Origin of the sequence: Priestia aryabhattai B8W22, assembly GCF_000956595.1 — a bacterium.
GTDB lineage: Bacteria > Bacillota > Bacilli > Bacillales > Bacillaceae_H > Priestia > Priestia aryabhattai.
On record NZ_JYOO01000002.1, the window covers coordinates 1 to 15,726 of the forward strand.

At 39.1% G+C, this 15,726-nt stretch carries 16 protein-coding genes and 1 riboswitch; of the genes, 2 read left to right on the forward strand and 14 right to left on the reverse strand.

All coding sequences use genetic code 11. The features are described from left to right. Positions 1–109: 109 nt before the first annotated feature. Complete coding sequence (locus tag N178_RS01400; RefSeq protein ID WP_013058722.1) at positions 110–325, reverse strand: YozE family protein; 216 nt, start codon at positions 323–325, stop codon at positions 110–112. A 407-nt stretch (positions 326–732) separates the two neighbouring features. On the opposite strand from N178_RS01400, the gene N178_RS01405 reads away from it, so the two are divergent. Together N178_RS01405 and dat are read left to right on the forward strand one after the other, a co-directional pair. After that, entirely contained in the window at positions 733–1,770 is a 1,038-nt protein-coding gene (locus N178_RS01405) for an acyltransferase family protein (protein ID WP_045289944.1), read from the forward strand. A 121-nt stretch (positions 1,771–1,891) separates the two neighbouring features. Then, positions 1,892–2,737, forward strand: coding sequence for a D-amino-acid transaminase (gene dat / locus N178_RS01410; protein ID WP_045289946.1), 846 nt, complete (start codon positions 1,892–1,894; stop codon positions 2,735–2,737). Between the two features lie 35 nt (positions 2,738–2,772). Here dat and N178_RS01415 read toward each other — a convergent pair whose 3' ends face one another. The 13 genes from N178_RS01415 to N178_RS26855 form a co-directional block, all read right to left on the reverse strand. After that, a complete protein-coding gene (locus tag N178_RS01415) occupies positions 2,773–3,051 on the reverse strand; it encodes a YokU family protein (protein WP_045289948.1) in 279 nt (92 codons plus the stop codon). Between the two features lie 14 nt (positions 3,052–3,065). Then, positions 3,066–4,478, reverse strand: a complete 1,413-nt coding sequence (gene kamA, locus N178_RS01420) for a lysine 2,3-aminomutase (protein ID WP_045289949.1) — start codon at positions 4,476–4,478, stop codon at positions 3,066–3,068. Between the two features lie 67 nt (positions 4,479–4,545). Beyond that, positions 4,546–5,394 (reverse strand): putative beta-lysine N-acetyltransferase, encoded by an 849-nt coding sequence (ablB, locus tag N178_RS01425; protein ID WP_045289951.1) that lies wholly within the window; start codon positions 5,392–5,394, stop codon positions 4,546–4,548. Between the two features lie 26 nt (positions 5,395–5,420). Then, positions 5,421–6,686, reverse strand: a complete 1,266-nt coding sequence (locus N178_RS01430) for a peptidase (RefSeq protein WP_045289953.1) — start codon at positions 6,684–6,686, stop codon at positions 5,421–5,423. 13 nt (positions 6,687–6,699) lie between these two features. Beyond that, positions 6,700–7,362, reverse strand: a complete 663-nt coding sequence (locus N178_RS01435) for a 3-oxoacid CoA-transferase subunit B (RefSeq protein WP_045289955.1) — start codon at positions 7,360–7,362, stop codon at positions 6,700–6,702. Then, positions 7,347–8,048 carry a CoA transferase subunit A gene (locus N178_RS01440; RefSeq protein WP_014458548.1) on the reverse strand — a complete coding sequence of 234 codons (702 nt, stop codon included), beginning with the start codon at positions 8,046–8,048 and terminating at the stop codon, positions 7,347–7,349. Before N178_RS01440 ends, N178_RS01435 begins: the two co-directional genes overlap by 16 nt. After that, on the reverse strand, positions 8,049–9,398 hold the full coding sequence (locus N178_RS01445) for an aspartate aminotransferase family protein (protein WP_045289960.1): 1,350 nt from the start codon (positions 9,396–9,398) through the stop codon (positions 8,049–8,051). It abuts the gene before it with no gap. Positions 9,399–9,506: 108 nt separating this feature from the next. Continuing rightward, complete coding sequence (locus N178_RS01450) at positions 9,507–10,742, reverse strand: dicarboxylate/amino acid:cation symporter (RefSeq protein WP_045289962.1); 1,236 nt, start codon at positions 10,740–10,742, stop codon at positions 9,507–9,509. A gap of 180 nt (positions 10,743–10,922) precedes the next feature. Then, a riboswitch (cyclic di-AMP (ydaO/yuaA leader) is annotated at positions 10,923–11,077 on the reverse strand. Positions 11,078–11,511: 434 nt separating this feature from the next. Next, the gene (locus tag N178_RS01455; RefSeq protein ID WP_028415122.1) at positions 11,512–12,981 is read right to left on the reverse strand and encodes an NAD(P)/FAD-dependent oxidoreductase; all 1,470 of its coding nucleotides are present in this window, start codon (positions 12,979–12,981) and stop codon (positions 11,512–11,514) included. Positions 12,982–13,197: 216 nt separating this feature from the next. Then, positions 13,198–14,598 carry an ATP-binding protein gene (locus tag N178_RS01460; RefSeq protein ID WP_045289969.1) on the reverse strand — a complete coding sequence of 467 codons (1,401 nt, stop codon included), beginning with the start codon at positions 14,596–14,598 and terminating at the stop codon, positions 13,198–13,200. A 153-nt stretch (positions 14,599–14,751) separates the two neighbouring features. Then, positions 14,752–14,937, reverse strand: coding sequence for a YjcZ family sporulation protein (locus N178_RS25650; protein ID WP_075419415.1), 186 nt, complete (start codon positions 14,935–14,937; stop codon positions 14,752–14,754). Between the two features lie 92 nt (positions 14,938–15,029). Beyond that, the gene (locus N178_RS01465) at positions 15,030–15,455 is read right to left on the reverse strand and encodes a hypothetical protein (protein ID WP_237758372.1); all 426 of its coding nucleotides are present in this window, start codon (positions 15,453–15,455) and stop codon (positions 15,030–15,032) included. Continuing rightward, positions 15,445–15,606 (reverse strand): hypothetical protein, encoded by a 162-nt coding sequence (locus tag N178_RS26855; RefSeq protein WP_169746648.1) that lies wholly within the window; start codon positions 15,604–15,606, stop codon positions 15,445–15,447. The genes N178_RS01465 and N178_RS26855 overlap by 11 nt, the downstream gene beginning before the upstream one ends. Between the last annotated feature and the right edge of the window lie 120 nt (positions 15,607–15,726).

The window sequence follows — 15,726 nt, forward strand, 5'->3', positions numbered from 1 at the left end:
CCTTTATTATCTATTGTCCTCTATCATTTTTCCTCCTGCTTAGTGCATGAGACTAAAAGAAAAATAAAAAGCGGGCTGATGGATATCCATCAGCCCGCTTTTTTATTTCTCACGCATTATTTTGATAAAGCTCCCATGCTTCATCAAATACGGTCATACTTGATAAATAATGTCCGTTAAGCTCTAAATAAGAACTCAGTTCGTCATAATCTGTTGAAGATTTCGGGAAGCTGTGATCATCATAAGCACTTCGCGCAAACTCTCCCATTCGATCATGTTTTTTATTTGATCGGAATTTCATTATATAGTGATAAAAGGATTTCATTGTACTCCCCCTCCAGCGGTATGTGTATCTTTTCTATCATTTTCTTAAGAAATCTACAACTTCTTCTGTGATATGTAGATGTCGAACACTGCAATATAAGTGTTTTACTGGACAAAAAATATTAAATTCATGTTACAGTTGCAAAACAAATTTCACTATTAGCGTAACGAATAAATATTGTTATATCAATATTTTTCTTTTTTCAAAAAGACATTTGTAACAAAAACACATCGTTTTTATAACAAAAGCGTTGAATCGACAGGTTTCTCAAGCCTTTATGTAATTGCAAAAAAGAAGAATTCATGTTTTAATTCCGTAGTGAAAGGTTATTCTAACAATAATCGCCATTTAAATAAATCTTGTTGGTGGGAGGTTTACATCAGCATATGTTGAGGAAAAATAATACTATGAATACTCGAAATGCTTACTTTGATAATGCTAAAGTCGTATTAATTTTTTTAGTTGTATTTGGACACATGATTTCTCCGTACCGAACAGATAGCAGCGGAATGCTGTCCATTTATCACTTTATCTTTATTTTCCATATGCCTGTCTTTATTTTACTAGCAGGTTATTTCTCAAAAAATTTCCATAAAAAAGGATATTACAAAAAAATATTTACAAAGGTGGCTCTTCCTTACTTAGCTTTCCAAACTATCTATACCCTTTATTATAGTGTGCTTTATACAGATGAAACGTACACGCTTCAATATTTGGTTCCTAGATGGGCAATGTGGTTTCTACTGAGCTTAATTTTTTGGAAATTAATGCTTCCTTTCTTTGCAAAATTCCCGATGTGGATTAGTTTAACTGTCTCTATTTCGCTTGGACTTGCAATGGGCTTCATTGATATTGACGGATTTGATAAAATTCTAAGCATTAGCCGAATGTTTGTCTTCTTCCCGTTTTTCCTTTTGGGCTACTATTTGTCACAGCGCCAAGAGCCTTTTACAAATCTTTTGACAGCGCGAAATCGAATCATTGCATCCATTGTATTACTAGTTACATTAATTGGAAGCTATTCTTTCTTAGACGACACGGCTTACACAGATATGCTGTATGGAACGAACACGTACGACAATGTGGTCGAATTTTTAATGCGCGTTTCTCACTATGGAATTGCTTTTCTTGTATCTTTTGCCTTTATGGCTTTAATTCCAACGCGCGGTTTTGCTTTAACAAGCATTGGACAGCGATCTCTATACGTGTATTTATTGCACGGCTTCATTTTAAAATGGTTCTTTACAACTGACTTCTCAAAAAGTCTAGAGCCAACATCATGGGGTATTATCGTCTTAATCGCATTGTCCATTTTAGTAACGATGCTTCTCGGCAGCCGTATTGTCGATTGGTTCATCACAGGTACCAAGCTCATCATTCAGTTTGTTACACCTAAAAAAGCCATTCAGAAATTTTCATTAGCATTCAAACGTACGTTTTCATAAAAGTCATACTCCTAAAGGAGTATGACTTTTTTCATTTTCTTTAGAGAAACCAAGTAAATAATTTCATTTTGCTGAATTTTATGTTAACGTTTTAATATCTAAAGGAAGGGAGTTTTTCAAGATGGAATTAGCATATTATGCTGGAGAGTTTAGAGATATTAATGAGGCTGTTATTCCAATTGATGAACGCGGTCACCAGTTTGGAGACGGTGTTTATGAATTTATTCGTGTATACAAAGGAGTTCCGTTTTCGATTGAACGTCACTTAGACCGCTTAGAAAGAAGTGCAAAGGCAATTTTTATCGAACTTCCTGTTTCAAGACAAGAGCTAAAAGACATCATTCATCAAGCGATGGAAAAATCAACGTTAAAAGACGCTGATATTTATATTCAAGTTACGCGCGGGATTGCTCCTCGAAATCATTTATTTCCCGATGTACCTGCACAATTAGCGCTCACAATACGCCATCCTCGCCAAACACCTGAAGAAGCCTATGAAAAAGGCATTTCCACGCTTCTTTTGGAAGATGAACGATGGGCTAATTGCTATATCAAATCATTGAACCTACTTCCTAACCTTCTGGCCAAACAAGCTGCGGCTTCTAAAGAATGCAAAGAAGCTATTTTAGTAAAAGACGGATACATAACCGAAGGGTCGAGCAGCAATGTATTTGCCATAAAAGACAACGTCTTGTTCACGACTCCTGCCACAAGAAAAATTCTATCCGGTATTACGCGCGCTAACGTACTGGAATGTGCGCAGGAACAAGCCATTCAAATCCGAGAACAAAATATGACTCCTTCCTTTTTAAAAGACGCGGATGAAGTTTTTATTACGAGCACGTCTGTTGGTCTTTTGCCCGTTTCGAAAATAGACGAAGTCGAACTTCCAACTGTTCGTCCTGTTACAGTGGCTTTAAAACACGCCTACAGCCTGCGTACTGCTGGAACAAAGGCTTATCAATAAACAAATCCGCCCCTTACAAAATAAGGGGCGGATTTTTAGAATTTAAAGTAGTTGCGCTTTAATAATCTTGGCACTTTTAATAGCTCATCATACCGAATGGATTCATCAAGTTTTTTTGTATCGACCAGAAGCAGCTGTGTTTCAACTTCTTCTATGATCTCTTCTTCTTGATATGACATCCCGCAATTTGAACAGCTGATACATGGCATATGAGTAATCTCGATACTTCTTGTTCCGTCTGGCAATTCCCAGTATGCGGTATTGGTTGTTTCTACCGCTTTTTCTTCTTCGCACCATGCGCATTGAACAGTCATATTACAGGACCTCCTTAAGATGATGGAGCATCGTCGCTTTTACCGTCTTTTTTTAATTGAGCTTTAAACTTTTTATCCTTTAATTCATCTCTTTTTTCACGTTTATCTTTTAGACTTTCGTGAGCACTGTCACTTTCATAAGTTTTACGTCTTTTTACCCTTCCTAACCCTTCCGGTACAAGATTGAATTGAGCATCATTCATAAGGCCCGATATGCCGATGGAAGAATCTTTAGCATCCGATGCTGGATAAACAGCTCGAAAATAATCATCTGCACGCCCAGGCACATAGCTTTCTGGCTCTGGATACGTCGTAATCACGCCTTCAAAATTTCGCAGAACAACTTTACTTGCGCTTTGACTAATAATATAGTTTGGCTGAACCGCAATCTTTCCTCCACCGCCTGGAGCATCAATAACAAACGTTGGAACGGCATATCCAGACGTATGACCTCGCAGCCCTTCCATAATTTCAAGCCCTTTGGAAACAGGTGCGCGGAAATGCCCAATTCCTTCTGATAAATCACATTGATAAATATAGTAAGGTCGAACGCGTATTTTCACTAAATCGTGCATAAGCTTTTTCATGATAGCTACGCTGTCATTAATCCCAGCTAAAATAACCGCTTGGTTGCCAACTGGAACGCCTGCATCGACAAGCATTTCACATGCTTTTTTTGTCTCTTCCGTAATTTCAATAGATGTATTAAAGTGAGTATTTAACCACACTGGATGATATTTTCTTAAAATGGCACATAAATTTTCTGTTATTCGCTGCGGAAACACAACGGGTGCTCTTGTGCCAATTCGAATAATTTCCACATGGGGAATAGCTCTTAAATTCTTCAAAATATATTCTAAAATGTTGTCATTAATCAGCAAGCCATCACCGCCTGAAATGAGTACATCTCGTACTTCAGGTGTTTTGGCGATATAAGCAATCGCAGCATCTAACTGCTTTTTTGGAACGCCCATTCCAATTTGTCCTGAAAACCTTCTTCGAGTACAGTATCTGCAGTACATAGAGCATTGATTGGTAACCAAGAACAAAACGCGATCAGGATAGCGATGAGTCAACCCTGGCACTGGAGAATCTTCGTCTTCATCTAGGGGATCTTCTAGATCGTATTTTGTTTTATGAAGTTCTTTGCCAACGGGAACAGACTGCATACGGACGGGGCAGCGAGGATCATCTGGATTCATTAAAGATGCATAGTAAGGCGTAATATTGAGCGGAATTGTTTTGGTTGAAATGCGTACTCCTTCTTCTTCTTCAGGAGTTAAGTTAATGACTTTTTTTAAGTCCTCTAGCGTTCGAATTGTGTTTGTTAATTGCCAAATCCAATCATTCCATTTTTCTTCAGGAACATCTTTCCATAACTCAATATCTTTCCAATGTCGGGACGGCTTATATAAATCATATAACATACAATCGCTCCTTTATGAAGATTTACTATTGTTATATGTTACAGCCCATAAATTGGTTAATTATTTCTCACCCGTTACTTTTTGACAGATCCTTCACCCATACGTTCATATCTTCTAACGATTTATAAATGTAACAATTATTCATTAACCGTCCCGTATAGATATACCCAAGCTGATGAAAAGCGGCATTCATCCCGAATGAAAGCGCTCTCGATATTGTGTATGCACAAAAAATATGCCGCTGTTTTAGCTCCGCCTCTAGTGCGCTTAATAAATGCTTCATAAATCCATACTTTCGGTAAGCAGGGAGAGTCGCACAATCCGTTAGTTCAGCATTGTGATAAACATAGTCAATTTCAGCAGAAGCAGCGCTAACGATATCGTTCTTGTCAACGATGATATAAAACAAACTATCTTCTTGAAGCAAACTAGAGAGATACTCTTCTTCGTAGAGGGGAGTAGGATATACTGTGAAGATTTGACGGTAGAGCTGAGAGAGTTGTTTAGCGTCAGATGAAATGGCTCGCCGCATGATCAGTTGATTCGATAATGGAGAATAATCAGATGTCGGCAAATTCAAAACATCTTGAAGCAGCTCTGTTTCTTTTAACGTCTCCCCGCTGGCTCGGCGTGATTGAGACGTATAGTAGCATAAAAGATACGCGTCGCTTCCGTTAAAATAGTAGGGAACAGTTGCTTCTAAAGAAAATCCCAAGCTCATCCAGTCCAACAGATGTTCGGCACGTGCTTTTATAATCCACTTTTCGTACGTTGCCTTATCCATTTCTTTATATATATAGCTGTAAATATCGTTTACATTTCCCCGGTAATCATCTATTCTCAAACGTTTGTTACATTCATCTAAAAAAAGAGTCATAGCAAAGGTTGGTTGACAAATATTTTCTTGTTTCGCCATTTGTTTGTATCCTCCCCCTTTTTAGCTTAGTCCGCAATACTGCACCAGTCTGCTATGGTAAGAGCAATAATTTCTGCTGCGTCAAGCATCGTTTGAATACAAATATACTCATTCGGAAAGTGGGCTACTTCTGTTACTCCTGGTCCAAACACAACTGTTGGAATATCTCCAACTTGTGACAATATCCCTCCGTCCGTTCCCCAAGGAGATGCTTCAATGATCGGCTGTTTCTGTTTCACTTGATAAAAAGAGGATGAAAGAGAGGTCATAAGCGGATGCTCTAATTCAATTTCACCGGGAAGCCAGTGGGCCCCAAACCATTCCAAGTCGACAGGGTGCTCAGCAAACCACTCATCACACTGAGACAAAAGTTCAAGCCACGATTTCATTTCCGCTCTAACATTTTTCATTTTTTCATGCGGAGCAACTCCTATCCTGCCTTCTAATACTACTTGATCAGCAACTGAAGAAGGCCACGTTCCTCCTTGTATATTTCCGATATTAATTGGCACGGGAATAGGAATTTTATTATAGAGCGGGTCTGTAATTCGGCTGTTTCTCTCTTTTTCAAGACCCTCAATATGTTTAAGCACAACAGCTGCTTTTTCAATGGCGCTCACCCCTTCATACCGAGTCCCTCCATGTGCTGCTACTCCATGTACGGTCACGCGAAACCACATCGAGCCTTGCTGTTTAGGGAAGATCTTCATGTTGGTTGGTTCTGGAATAATGGCACCATCTGCTTTATACCCTCTAAGCACGCAGGAAAGTGTTCCTGCCCCTCCGCTTTCCTCTTCTACTACGCTTTGAAAAATAACATCTCCTTTTAATGAAATGCCTAGCTCTTTTAATGCTTGAATCGCTAAAAGTAACGAGACATTCCCTCCTTTCATATCCGTTGCACCGCGACCATATAGGTTTCCATCTTTTACAACGGCCGTATAAGGATCTTCCTTCCACTGTGAAAGATCGCCGGGAGGCACGACATCAATATGTCCATTTAAAATGATGGATTTCCCTCCACCTTTTCCTTTTAACACACCTACCACATTCGGGCTATCTCGGAAACTAGAACGGTTGGAGGCAAAAGCTTCATGGGTACGAAGTGTTTTTTCGTCCGGTTCCCATATATCAATATCTAACTGCAGCTGTCGAAGGCGTTCAATGACAATTGCCTGCGCATGCTTTTCAGAACCCTGTACGCTTGCTTCTTCTACGAAACGCTTGAGCAAACGCACTGCACTTTGACGATGCTCTGTCATCCAGTTATGAATAGATTGCTGTATGTTCATGTAATGGTCCTCCTTATGGTATCGTAATCAATTGATCACTCAGGCGAACGGTCGCTTCTGTTGAACTCAAAATATCCTCTACGGTATAAGGAGACATTAGCTCGGTTAGAAGAAGCGCATCTTTTTCTACTTTAAAAACCGCCCGATCCGTAATAACTAATCCCACGCAGCCCGAAGCAGTAAGAGGTAAAGAGCACGTCTTAACCAGTTTTGGTTCTCCTGTCTTGCTCGTATGATTCATTAGCACAATGACTTTTTTTGCTTTTTGAGCTAATTCCATCGCTCCTCCTATCCCGGGAACTCGCTTACCTGGCACAATCCAATTAGCTAAATCCCCTTTTTCACTCACTTCTAACGCACCAAGAATGGTCATATCGACGTATCCTTTTCGAATCATCGCGAAGGCTATAGCACTATCACAGTATGAAGCCCCTTGAACAGTAGTTGTTGGATAGCCTGCTGCATTGCAGACATTCTCATCTTCTTCACCTAAAGGAGGCGAAGATCCTAACCCTAAAATTCCGTTTTCAGCATGAAACATCACATGAACAGCGCTTGGTACATAATTAGGAATAAGCGAAGGAATGCCAATCCCTAAGTTAACAATCATGCCGTTTTTGATTTCAGCCGCAGCACGTCTTGCAATACGGTGACGAATATCTATTCCCAAACCCATTTCCAATTCACTCCTTTTGAAGGCACAATATAATCCACAAATACACCTGACGTCATCACGTTCTCTGGGTCAATGTCGCCAAGAGGAACGATTTCATCCACTTCAGCAATAGTTATACGACCTGCCATAGCCATTAATGGATTAGTGTTTCGAGCGCTTTTATCATAAAGCAAATTGCCGAATGGATCTGCTTTTTTTGCATATACAAAAGCCACATCGGCTGTGAGCGGTTTTTCAACTAAAAATGTCTTGCCGTCTACTTCCACTTTTTCTTTTCCAAATTGAATAATGTCATTTTCTATTCCTACATCAATCAGTACTCCTCCAAGTCCAACTCCTCCCGCTCGAATCCGCTCAGCAAGCGTTCCTTGAGGAGAAAACTCAACTTTCAGCTTTTCTTCTGTCATCAGCGTTCCAGCCACTGGGTTCGATCCAATGTGAGAAGCGATCAGCTTTTGAATTCTTCCTTGACTTACTAATTTTCCCGCACCAATATGAGGAAAACCTGAATCATTACATATCAGTGTAAAATTTGATTTTCCACTTTCAATAAGACCGTCAATGAGAGAAGGCGGACTGCCTACTCCTCCAAACCCTCCTATCATCAGCGTAGCAGCATGATCCACGTATTCAATCGCTTGTTCCACAGTTGTAATCTTTTGAAATGAGTTTTCAACCTTTGTCACTTATTTCACCTCATTTCCCTGTTTTTCATTTTGTACTTCATATAATGTTTTCGAAAGCAGCTCGACCGCTTCATCAAGTTGACGATCAGTAATTGTAAATGGCGGCGAAATAATAATACCGTCTCCTTCGACTCCGTCTGTTCCTGCTTGCGAAGGATAAAGGAGAAGACCATTTTTCTGGGCCTTACTTACTACGCGCGCCGTCATATTTTCGGAGGATGAAAAAGGCTCCTTCGTTTTTGGATTTTGCACAAGCTCAAGACCAATTAGTAAGCCTTTGCCTCGTATATCACCAATGATAGGGTAAAGAAGTTGAAGCTCCTTTAATTTTTTTACTAGATAGTCTCCTTTCAGCGCTACTTCTTGAACAAGATTATTCTTTTCAATATAGGTTAAGACAGCTAGCCCTACAGCCGATGACAGCGGATTAGCGCTTAGCGTATGGCCGCTCATAATTAATTTGGATCCGTTCATGATAGGTTCAATTGTCTTGCTGCTAGCCAACGTAACGGCTATTGGCGTATATCCTGCTCCCACTCCTTTTCCAAGAGTCATGATGTCCGGTTTAGCTCCCCAGTGCTCATACGCAAACATCACGCCTGTACGCCCAACCCCAGTCATGACTTCATCGGCTATCCATAATACATCATATTTGTCACAAATTTCTCTTATCGCTTCATAATAACCGGGAGGAGGCGTAAGGGCTGCTCCGGCTGCTCCTACAATGGGCTCTGTAATAAAAGCAGCAATATGTTCTGGACCTGTTCGTTTGATAACTGTTTCCAATTCGTGAGCACAAGCAAGATTACAGGATGGATAGGTTTGATGAAACGGACATCGATAGCAATAAGGAGGTGAAACCGAAGGATAATCTTCAAGCAAAGACGAGAAGCGTTTTCGCCTTCCAACGTGCCCTGACATAGACAGAGCTCCTATTGTAATACCGTGATAGCTCATCCAGCGTGACAAAACCTTTGTTTTGGTTGGCTTTCCTTGCTCTTGAAAATGCTGAATAGCCGTTTTCATAGCCGTTTCATTCGCTTCTGTCCCGCTGTTAACAAAAAAGCTCCACTGGAAATGATTGCTGCTTAATTCACATAGTTTTTTAGCTAGGGCTTCTGTCGGATCACTTGTAAACTGCGACCGATATACAAATGCAACTTTCTGTGCCTGATCGGTCATCGCATCAATAATTTCTTTTACGCCGTGTCCGATACTTGCTGTAACTGCCCCCGAAGAAGCATCTATGTACCTTTTTCCATCTTGGTCGTACAAATAAATTCCTTTTCCATATGAAATAACTGGGTAGTCATCGTCGAGCAGCGGCTTTATCACATGGGTCTTATTCATTTCCGCACTCTCCTTTCAAACACACACTCTTATTAAACTGTATGCTGAAAAGAAGAGTTTCTTGCCAATAAAAAAAGCCCTAGCATATAGCTAGAGCTTTTACATTCATTAAGCCGATTGCGTTACAGATTTATCGATACGCTTTGCTTCTGACTCAGCCACAATAACGGCACACGCAGCGTCTCCCGTAATATTTACAGATGTACGAAGCATATCAAGCAAGCGATCAATCCCGATAATCAATCCGATACCTGCTACAGGCAGGCCAACCGAACTCAATACCATCGCTAGCATAATGAGACCAACTCCCGGCACACCTGCTGTACCAATACTAGCAAGCACCGCTGTTAATACAACCGTCACAAGAGCACCCAGCGACAGGTCAACGCCGTATACTTGCGCAATAAAAATAGTCGCGACACCTTGCATAATTGCCGTTCCATCCATGTTAATGGTAGCACCTAACGGCTGAACAAAACTGCTGATGGACTCCGGGACACGAAGATTTTTTTGAGCCACATTCATTGAAATCGGAAGCGTTGCATTACTGCTTGATGTACTGAATCCAACTGTCATCGCAGGAGCAAAACCTTTAAAAAATTCAATAGGGTTACGTCTGGCCATAAGAGCGACTGACCCCCCATATGTTACAATCGAATGGATGAATAGTGCGAGCACGACTACAATCATGTAAAGCCCCATCGCTTTAATTGCCTGCCAGCCTTGACTTCCAACCGCTGTTGCAAGAAGCCCAAATGTTCCGTAAGGAGCAAACTTCATCACTAGATTTACAAGGTACATCATCAATTCATTGCCTTGCTCGAGTAAATTGTAAAGCCCTTTGGTTTTACTTCCAAGCATCGTAATACCAAAACCGATAAAGATAGAGAAAACGATAAGTTGAAGCATATTTCCTTCAGCCATCGCTTGGATTGGATTGACTGGAATCATATTTAAGAATGTCTCTCCAACCGGCGGTGCTTTTTCAGCTTCAAAAGAAGCGTTTTTTGTATCAAAAGATCCAAATGTTCCTGGTTTAATAACAAACGCTAATAATAAACCAATTACAATAGCAACGGTTGTTGTCACTAGGAAGTACGAAATTGTTTTTGCCCCGATTCTTCCCAGTTTTTTAGGATCTCCTAAACCTGCTACGCCTAACGTGATAGAGAAAAACACAATTGGTACAACAAGCATTTTAATTAAGCTTAAGAAAATTTGCCCAAGCGGCGTAAACAAGTACTTGTCCAGAGGAGCAAAAGCACTTGGAGCAAAAGCATTAATCAACACTCCTACAACAGCACCAGCAATTAGCGCGATAATGATCTTTGTCGATAGCTTCATAGATTTACCTCCCATAAATAAATTATATTAGAATGATTCTAACTACTATACTTATTTTACCATGCATTGAGAACGATAACACTCTAAATATACAATATATTAAAAATTTTCAGATTAATAGTTTAGGAATATTTTCGGCTATACAAAAAACCATGAGAATATCATGGTTTCATAGACCTGTTATTCCCTCACTGAATGCTTACGGAGTTAGCTGTCGGATTCGGGTACGTGAGTTACCCTACTTGATTCATTCAAGATTCACCCCAAGTACATTACGCACAAATATGGGTCCCCCGTTCTCTTATAAAACAAAAGAGATTAAGCAAATAATTTTCTTTAATATTTTTGCATGATAATAATTGTTACTTTAATTAAAATTCATTTTATGTATTCCTGTCAAGTTTTTATTCAAAAATAATGCAGAATTTTATCATAAAAAGTTGAGAAATGTTATATTTTTAACTATTTACATCGTGTTTTAATAAACTAAAAACACTTATTTAACAAGACTTACAATCTAATGGATAAAAAATTAATTCAAAAAATAGTTTGTAAAGTGAACTTTCTTCTTATCAACATCTATTCATAAATTTGCATAATTATTCTAATGTCCGCGTGCTTTACTGCTTTCATAAATATTTTACTCATCAAAAAACATCTTTTTCCAACTGTTGATTTTATTCTTATTATACTGCTTGATATAAACTTACTAAATTTCCCCTCTCGTTATTTAACACATATAAAAAAAGAGGCCGTGACGGCCTCTTTTTTATACAGTAACAGGTTCAGAACTTGCTTTGCGATTCTTTAATTTTTCAACAATGTCACGCGCTACCCACACACCGCACGCACTTGCCTGCGCGAGTCCTCGCGTAATACCAGCTCCGTCTCCTCCCACGTATAAACCGGAAATTTCAGTTTCAAACTTATCGTTTAACTTCGGACGGGCGGAGTAAAATTTCGCTTCCACACCGTAAAACAGCGTATGTTCAGATGCTAATCCAGGCGTTACATGATCCAGTGCTTCTGTCATTTCAATTAAGCTTTTCATTGTATTGTATGGAAGCACTAAGCCCAAATCACCAGGGACAGCTTCTTTTAACGTTGGTTCTAAAAAGCCTTCTTTAATTCGATTCGCTGTTGAACGACGCCCCTTTAAAATATCTCCATACTTTTGAACAACTAAGCCCCCGTTTGACAGCATATTAGCTAATCTTGATACTTCGTGCGCATATTCGTTCGGCTGATCAAATGGATCCGAAAATTTATGTGAAACAAGCAGCGCAAAGTTCGTGTTTTGACTTCCAAGCTTCGGATCTTTGTATGCGTGTCCATTTGCTAACATAATCCCTGAATGATTCTCTACTACCACATGTCCTGAAGGATTGCTGCAGAACGTTCTCACTCTTGTACCTACAGACGTATTGTAAATGAATTTTCCTTCGTACAAGTGTTTGTTAATTTCCTCCATAACAACGTTAGATGTTTCTACTCGAACACCGATGTCTACTTGATTGTTAATCATTTTTAAACGGCGTTTTTTTAGTAAGTCGCTCATCCACTTCGAGCCGTCTCGACCTGGTGAAACCACAACTTTATCAGCCGTAATTCTGTCACCATTCTTCAATTCGATACCGCGCACGATATGCTGACCATCTTCTTTTTCTGTTATTAAATCTGCTACTTCCGTTTTATACTGCATATCAATTTTTTCTTTTAAGTATTCATAAATGCTTTTTAAAATTTCTAAATTTTGCTCCGTTCCTAAATGACGCACCTGAGCACGCAATAGCTTTAATCCTGCTGCGTATCCGCGTTTTTCAATTTCACGAACTTTATCAGTTAACGGATCCGTAATCGTATCGGTTGCTCCGTGTTTTAAATTAATTTCATCCACATATTTAATTAAATCTACCACCTGGGATTCAGACAGATAATCCGTCATCCAGCCTCCAAATTCACTGGTGATATTAAATTTCCCGTCTGAATATGCGCCGGCTCCACCGAAACCATTTGTGATAGAACAAGCAGGCAAACAGCCAGCAAACTCTTTTCTGCCAACTGCAGGCGGACATTTTTCAATTTTTTTCTGAAGAATCGGACAATTACGTCGATAGATATCGTGTCCTTTATCGATTAATAGAATAGTTGCTTCCGGTAATTTTAACGTTAACTCATAGCAAGTAAAAATTCCAGCGGGTCCTGCCCCTACCACAATAACATCATAATTTGAGTTCATTGTACATTCTCCCATCATCTTTTTTCTTTGGGTAAAAGATAAAAGTTATTGACCGAATTTTCTTTTTTTATTATCATTCGGTTATTTTCTAGCCATTTGATAATATATCAAAAACAAACCCTTTAGTCAACAATATACACGAACATTAAAATAAAAAATAAAAAAATATTCGTTTTTATTCCGATCAAATAAAAACCAGTGAACGAATAGCAAGCGCTACGAAATGTTCACTGGTTCTTTAATGTACGGAAGAGCAATTTCTACTTTTGTCCCTACGCCTACTTTGCTCGCAAATGAAATATGCCCTTGATGCTGTTCGATTATTCGGTAGCTAATCATTAATCCTAGCCCTGTTCCGGTTTGTTTAGTGGAATAAAAGGGTTCACCTAGCCGAGCTAAAGATTGCTCATCAATTCCACAGCCTTCATCCTCGATAATGACCATGCCGTATTCATTTCTTTTCTGAACGGTGACTTTAACTGTACCTTTGCTCATTGACTCAAGCGCATTTTGAATTAAATTAATAAAAACTTGTTTAAGCGCATTTTCTTCACAAAAGATTGTAATCTCATCACTAATCTCATTAATAATACGACAATTTTTATAATTGGCGTGTGTATCTAATAGTAGCGTCACGTGACGTATGATTTGATTGAGACTTTTAGGATGGTATGAATTTTCAATTTTAGGCTTGGCCAGCGTTAAAAATTCTTGAATAATGGATTCGACGCGATTCAATTCTTCAAGCATAATATCATTGTATTCTTCATTATACTGTTTCGATGCTTTTAACAGCTGAATAAACCCTTTAATCGCCGTCATTGGATTACGAATTTCATGTGCTACTCCTGCCGCTAGCTTGCTCACCATTGTAAGCTTTTCAGATTTGCTTGCCATTTCATCATATTTTTTTCGATCCGTTACGTCACGAATAATATACTGAATGGCATCCTGTCCTTCAAACTTAATTTTGGTTGCCGAAGATTCAATAATGACGACCCCTTTTTTAGTCAATAGTTTCACATCAACACGCGGCCTTACGGACATTCCATTCATCAGCTGAACCATTCGTTCTTTTACGATTTCTAAATGTTCGGGGTGAATAAAGTGAAGCCAAGGACGCCCGATATACTCTTCTTTTTTCTCGCCGCCAAGAAGTTTAACACCAGCGGGATTCAAATATTGAATTCTGCCTTCTCTTGTTACAATAAATGCATCTTGGCTTTGCTGAACAAACTGCTTATATTGCTTCATTTTCCGAATGACTTCCTCTTGCTTTTCAATACTTGAGGAAAACTCTTTCCACTGAACAACTAAGAGCGGAATATCCTCTTCCGTGCGCTGAATATGGATGTGCATCGGAAACTGCTGATCTACTTTTTTCTTAAGTAAAACAACTTTTTCCTCTTGCTTTCTTAGCGGTTCTACTTCATGCTTTTCGATAAAAAAGCGATTTGGCTCTTCAAATACATTACAGGAAAGAAGTCGTTCCTCCGTCGTTTTAAAAAGGTGGCAGCACGCTTCATTTAAAATTTGAATATCTCCATCCATATTCATTACGAGCATTGGTGTAAATGACATTGAAAATAGCTGTTGAAATACTTTTTCCTTTTCCATATATTCACCTTCGCTTATTGAGTTACTAGCTATAGTATAATATGGTAAATGTTGATTTGGCAAAATTTTTTTACTATTTAAACAATTTATATGTAAGTTTGTCCTTTTCCATCTGTTATAAAAAGCTCGCACATGCGAGCAAATGACACCTAATCAGCAAAAACAGGTGCAGCCAATGATGATTAATAAAATAAATAGTACAACAATTAATGCAAATGACTGGCCCGTTCCGCAATGATGATAACCGCCAATTGGATAGCTAATTGGATAGTGGCAAGTATCATATAGGTGGTGATAGCCTCCGTGATGGCATGGATCGTAACAATCGTAGTTATACATAGCAATCTCTCTCCTCTTGTTTTTTTATTCATTTCGTACACTGTACTTTATATGCGTTAGTTGATTGTCCTGTATGTGCATTCGCCCATTTTTTACTTTCTCTTACGCCATATTCGCCTTTTGGGCTGCAGCGTATACGAAAACAGCAAAAATAGAATACTTCCCATCACCAGTAACGTAGTAAAATCTTTCATAAACTCAATAATGACCCCTATATACGGGAGATGGTATGCGTAGCTTCCAATCACTTTAAAAGAAGCAGGCAAAGAATCTCTTTGAGCTGTAACCAGTACATCAAGCTCTTGATTATGGGCCAGTACAAGTTCATTCTTTGAAGAAGGTGATGCGTCTCTAAAGACAACTATATCTCCGCGATGCAGGTGGTGATAATCCGTTTCTTGAACGGTCACGGTGAAACCAAATAAGCTTGGAACTGTACTAACAAACAAAAATGTAAAGCAGATAGCATAAAGAACAAGTACATATCGAAACGCAGAAAACATACATTTATTGATCATAAGTAATCAGCTCAATTCGCTCGGCTACTTTATTTAGCGCGGGGGTAATGTGAATAAATGAAGTAGAGCGCTCTGTAAACTGAATTAAAAGTAGCAGCAGTAAAAAACTTAACATCATTAACCGTAGCATCCGAGCATAAAAATCGCGCATGCTCTCACTCCTTTTTCTATACTAATTTCGGTCGTACAATGAGCCTTCAGTCAATAATTTGATTCAGTATATGCACATAGAGGGCATTTGGCTCATTGTTTCTTCTGGGAGGTCTCGGGA

Bases quoted from the DNA above. Each gene is read 5' to 3' on its own strand.
- N178_RS01400 (WP_013058722.1), bottom strand. From the start codon at position 325: ATGAAATCCTTTTATCACTATATAATGAAATTCCGATCAAATAAAAAA.
- N178_RS01405 (WP_045289944.1), top strand. From the start codon at position 733: ATGAATACTCGAAATGCTTACTTTGATAATGCTAAAGTCGTATTAATT.
- dat (WP_045289946.1), top strand. From the start codon at position 1,892: ATGGAATTAGCATATTATGCTGGAGAGTTTAGAGATATTAATGAGGCT.
- N178_RS01415 (WP_045289948.1), bottom strand. From the start codon at position 3,051: ATGACTGTTCAATGCGCATGGTGCGAAGAAGAAAAAGCGGTAGAAACA.
- kamA (WP_045289949.1), bottom strand. From the start codon at position 4,478: ATGTTATATGATTTATATAAGCCGTCCCGACATTGGAAAGATATTGAG.
- ablB (WP_045289951.1), bottom strand. From the start codon at position 5,394: ATGGCGAAACAAGAAAATATTTGTCAACCAACCTTTGCTATGACTCTT.
- N178_RS01430 (WP_045289953.1), bottom strand. From the start codon at position 6,686: ATGAACATACAGCAATCTATTCATAACTGGATGACAGAGCATCGTCAA.
- N178_RS01435 (WP_045289955.1), bottom strand. From the start codon at position 7,362: ATGGGTTTGGGAATAGATATTCGTCACCGTATTGCAAGACGTGCTGCG.
- N178_RS01445 (WP_045289960.1), bottom strand. From the start codon at position 9,398: ATGAATAAGACCCATGTGATAAAGCCGCTGCTCGACGATGACTACCCA.
- N178_RS01450 (WP_045289962.1), bottom strand. From the start codon at position 10,742: ATGAAGCTATCGACAAAGATCATTATCGCGCTAATTGCTGGTGCTGTT.
- N178_RS01455 (WP_028415122.1), bottom strand. From the start codon at position 12,981: ATGAACTCAAATTATGATGTTATTGTGGTAGGGGCAGGACCCGCTGGA.
- N178_RS01460 (WP_045289969.1), bottom strand. From the start codon at position 14,598: ATGGAAAAGGAAAAAGTATTTCAACAGCTATTTTCAATGTCATTTACA.
- N178_RS25650 (WP_075419415.1), bottom strand. From the start codon at position 14,937: ATGTATAACTACGATTGTTACGATCCATGCCATCACGGAGGCTATCAC.
- N178_RS01465 (WP_237758372.1), bottom strand. From the start codon at position 15,455: ATGATCAATAAATGTATGTTTTCTGCGTTTCGATATGTACTTGTTCTT.
- N178_RS26855 (WP_169746648.1), bottom strand. From the start codon at position 15,606: ATGCGCGATTTTTATGCTCGGATGCTACGGTTAATGATGTTAAGTTTT.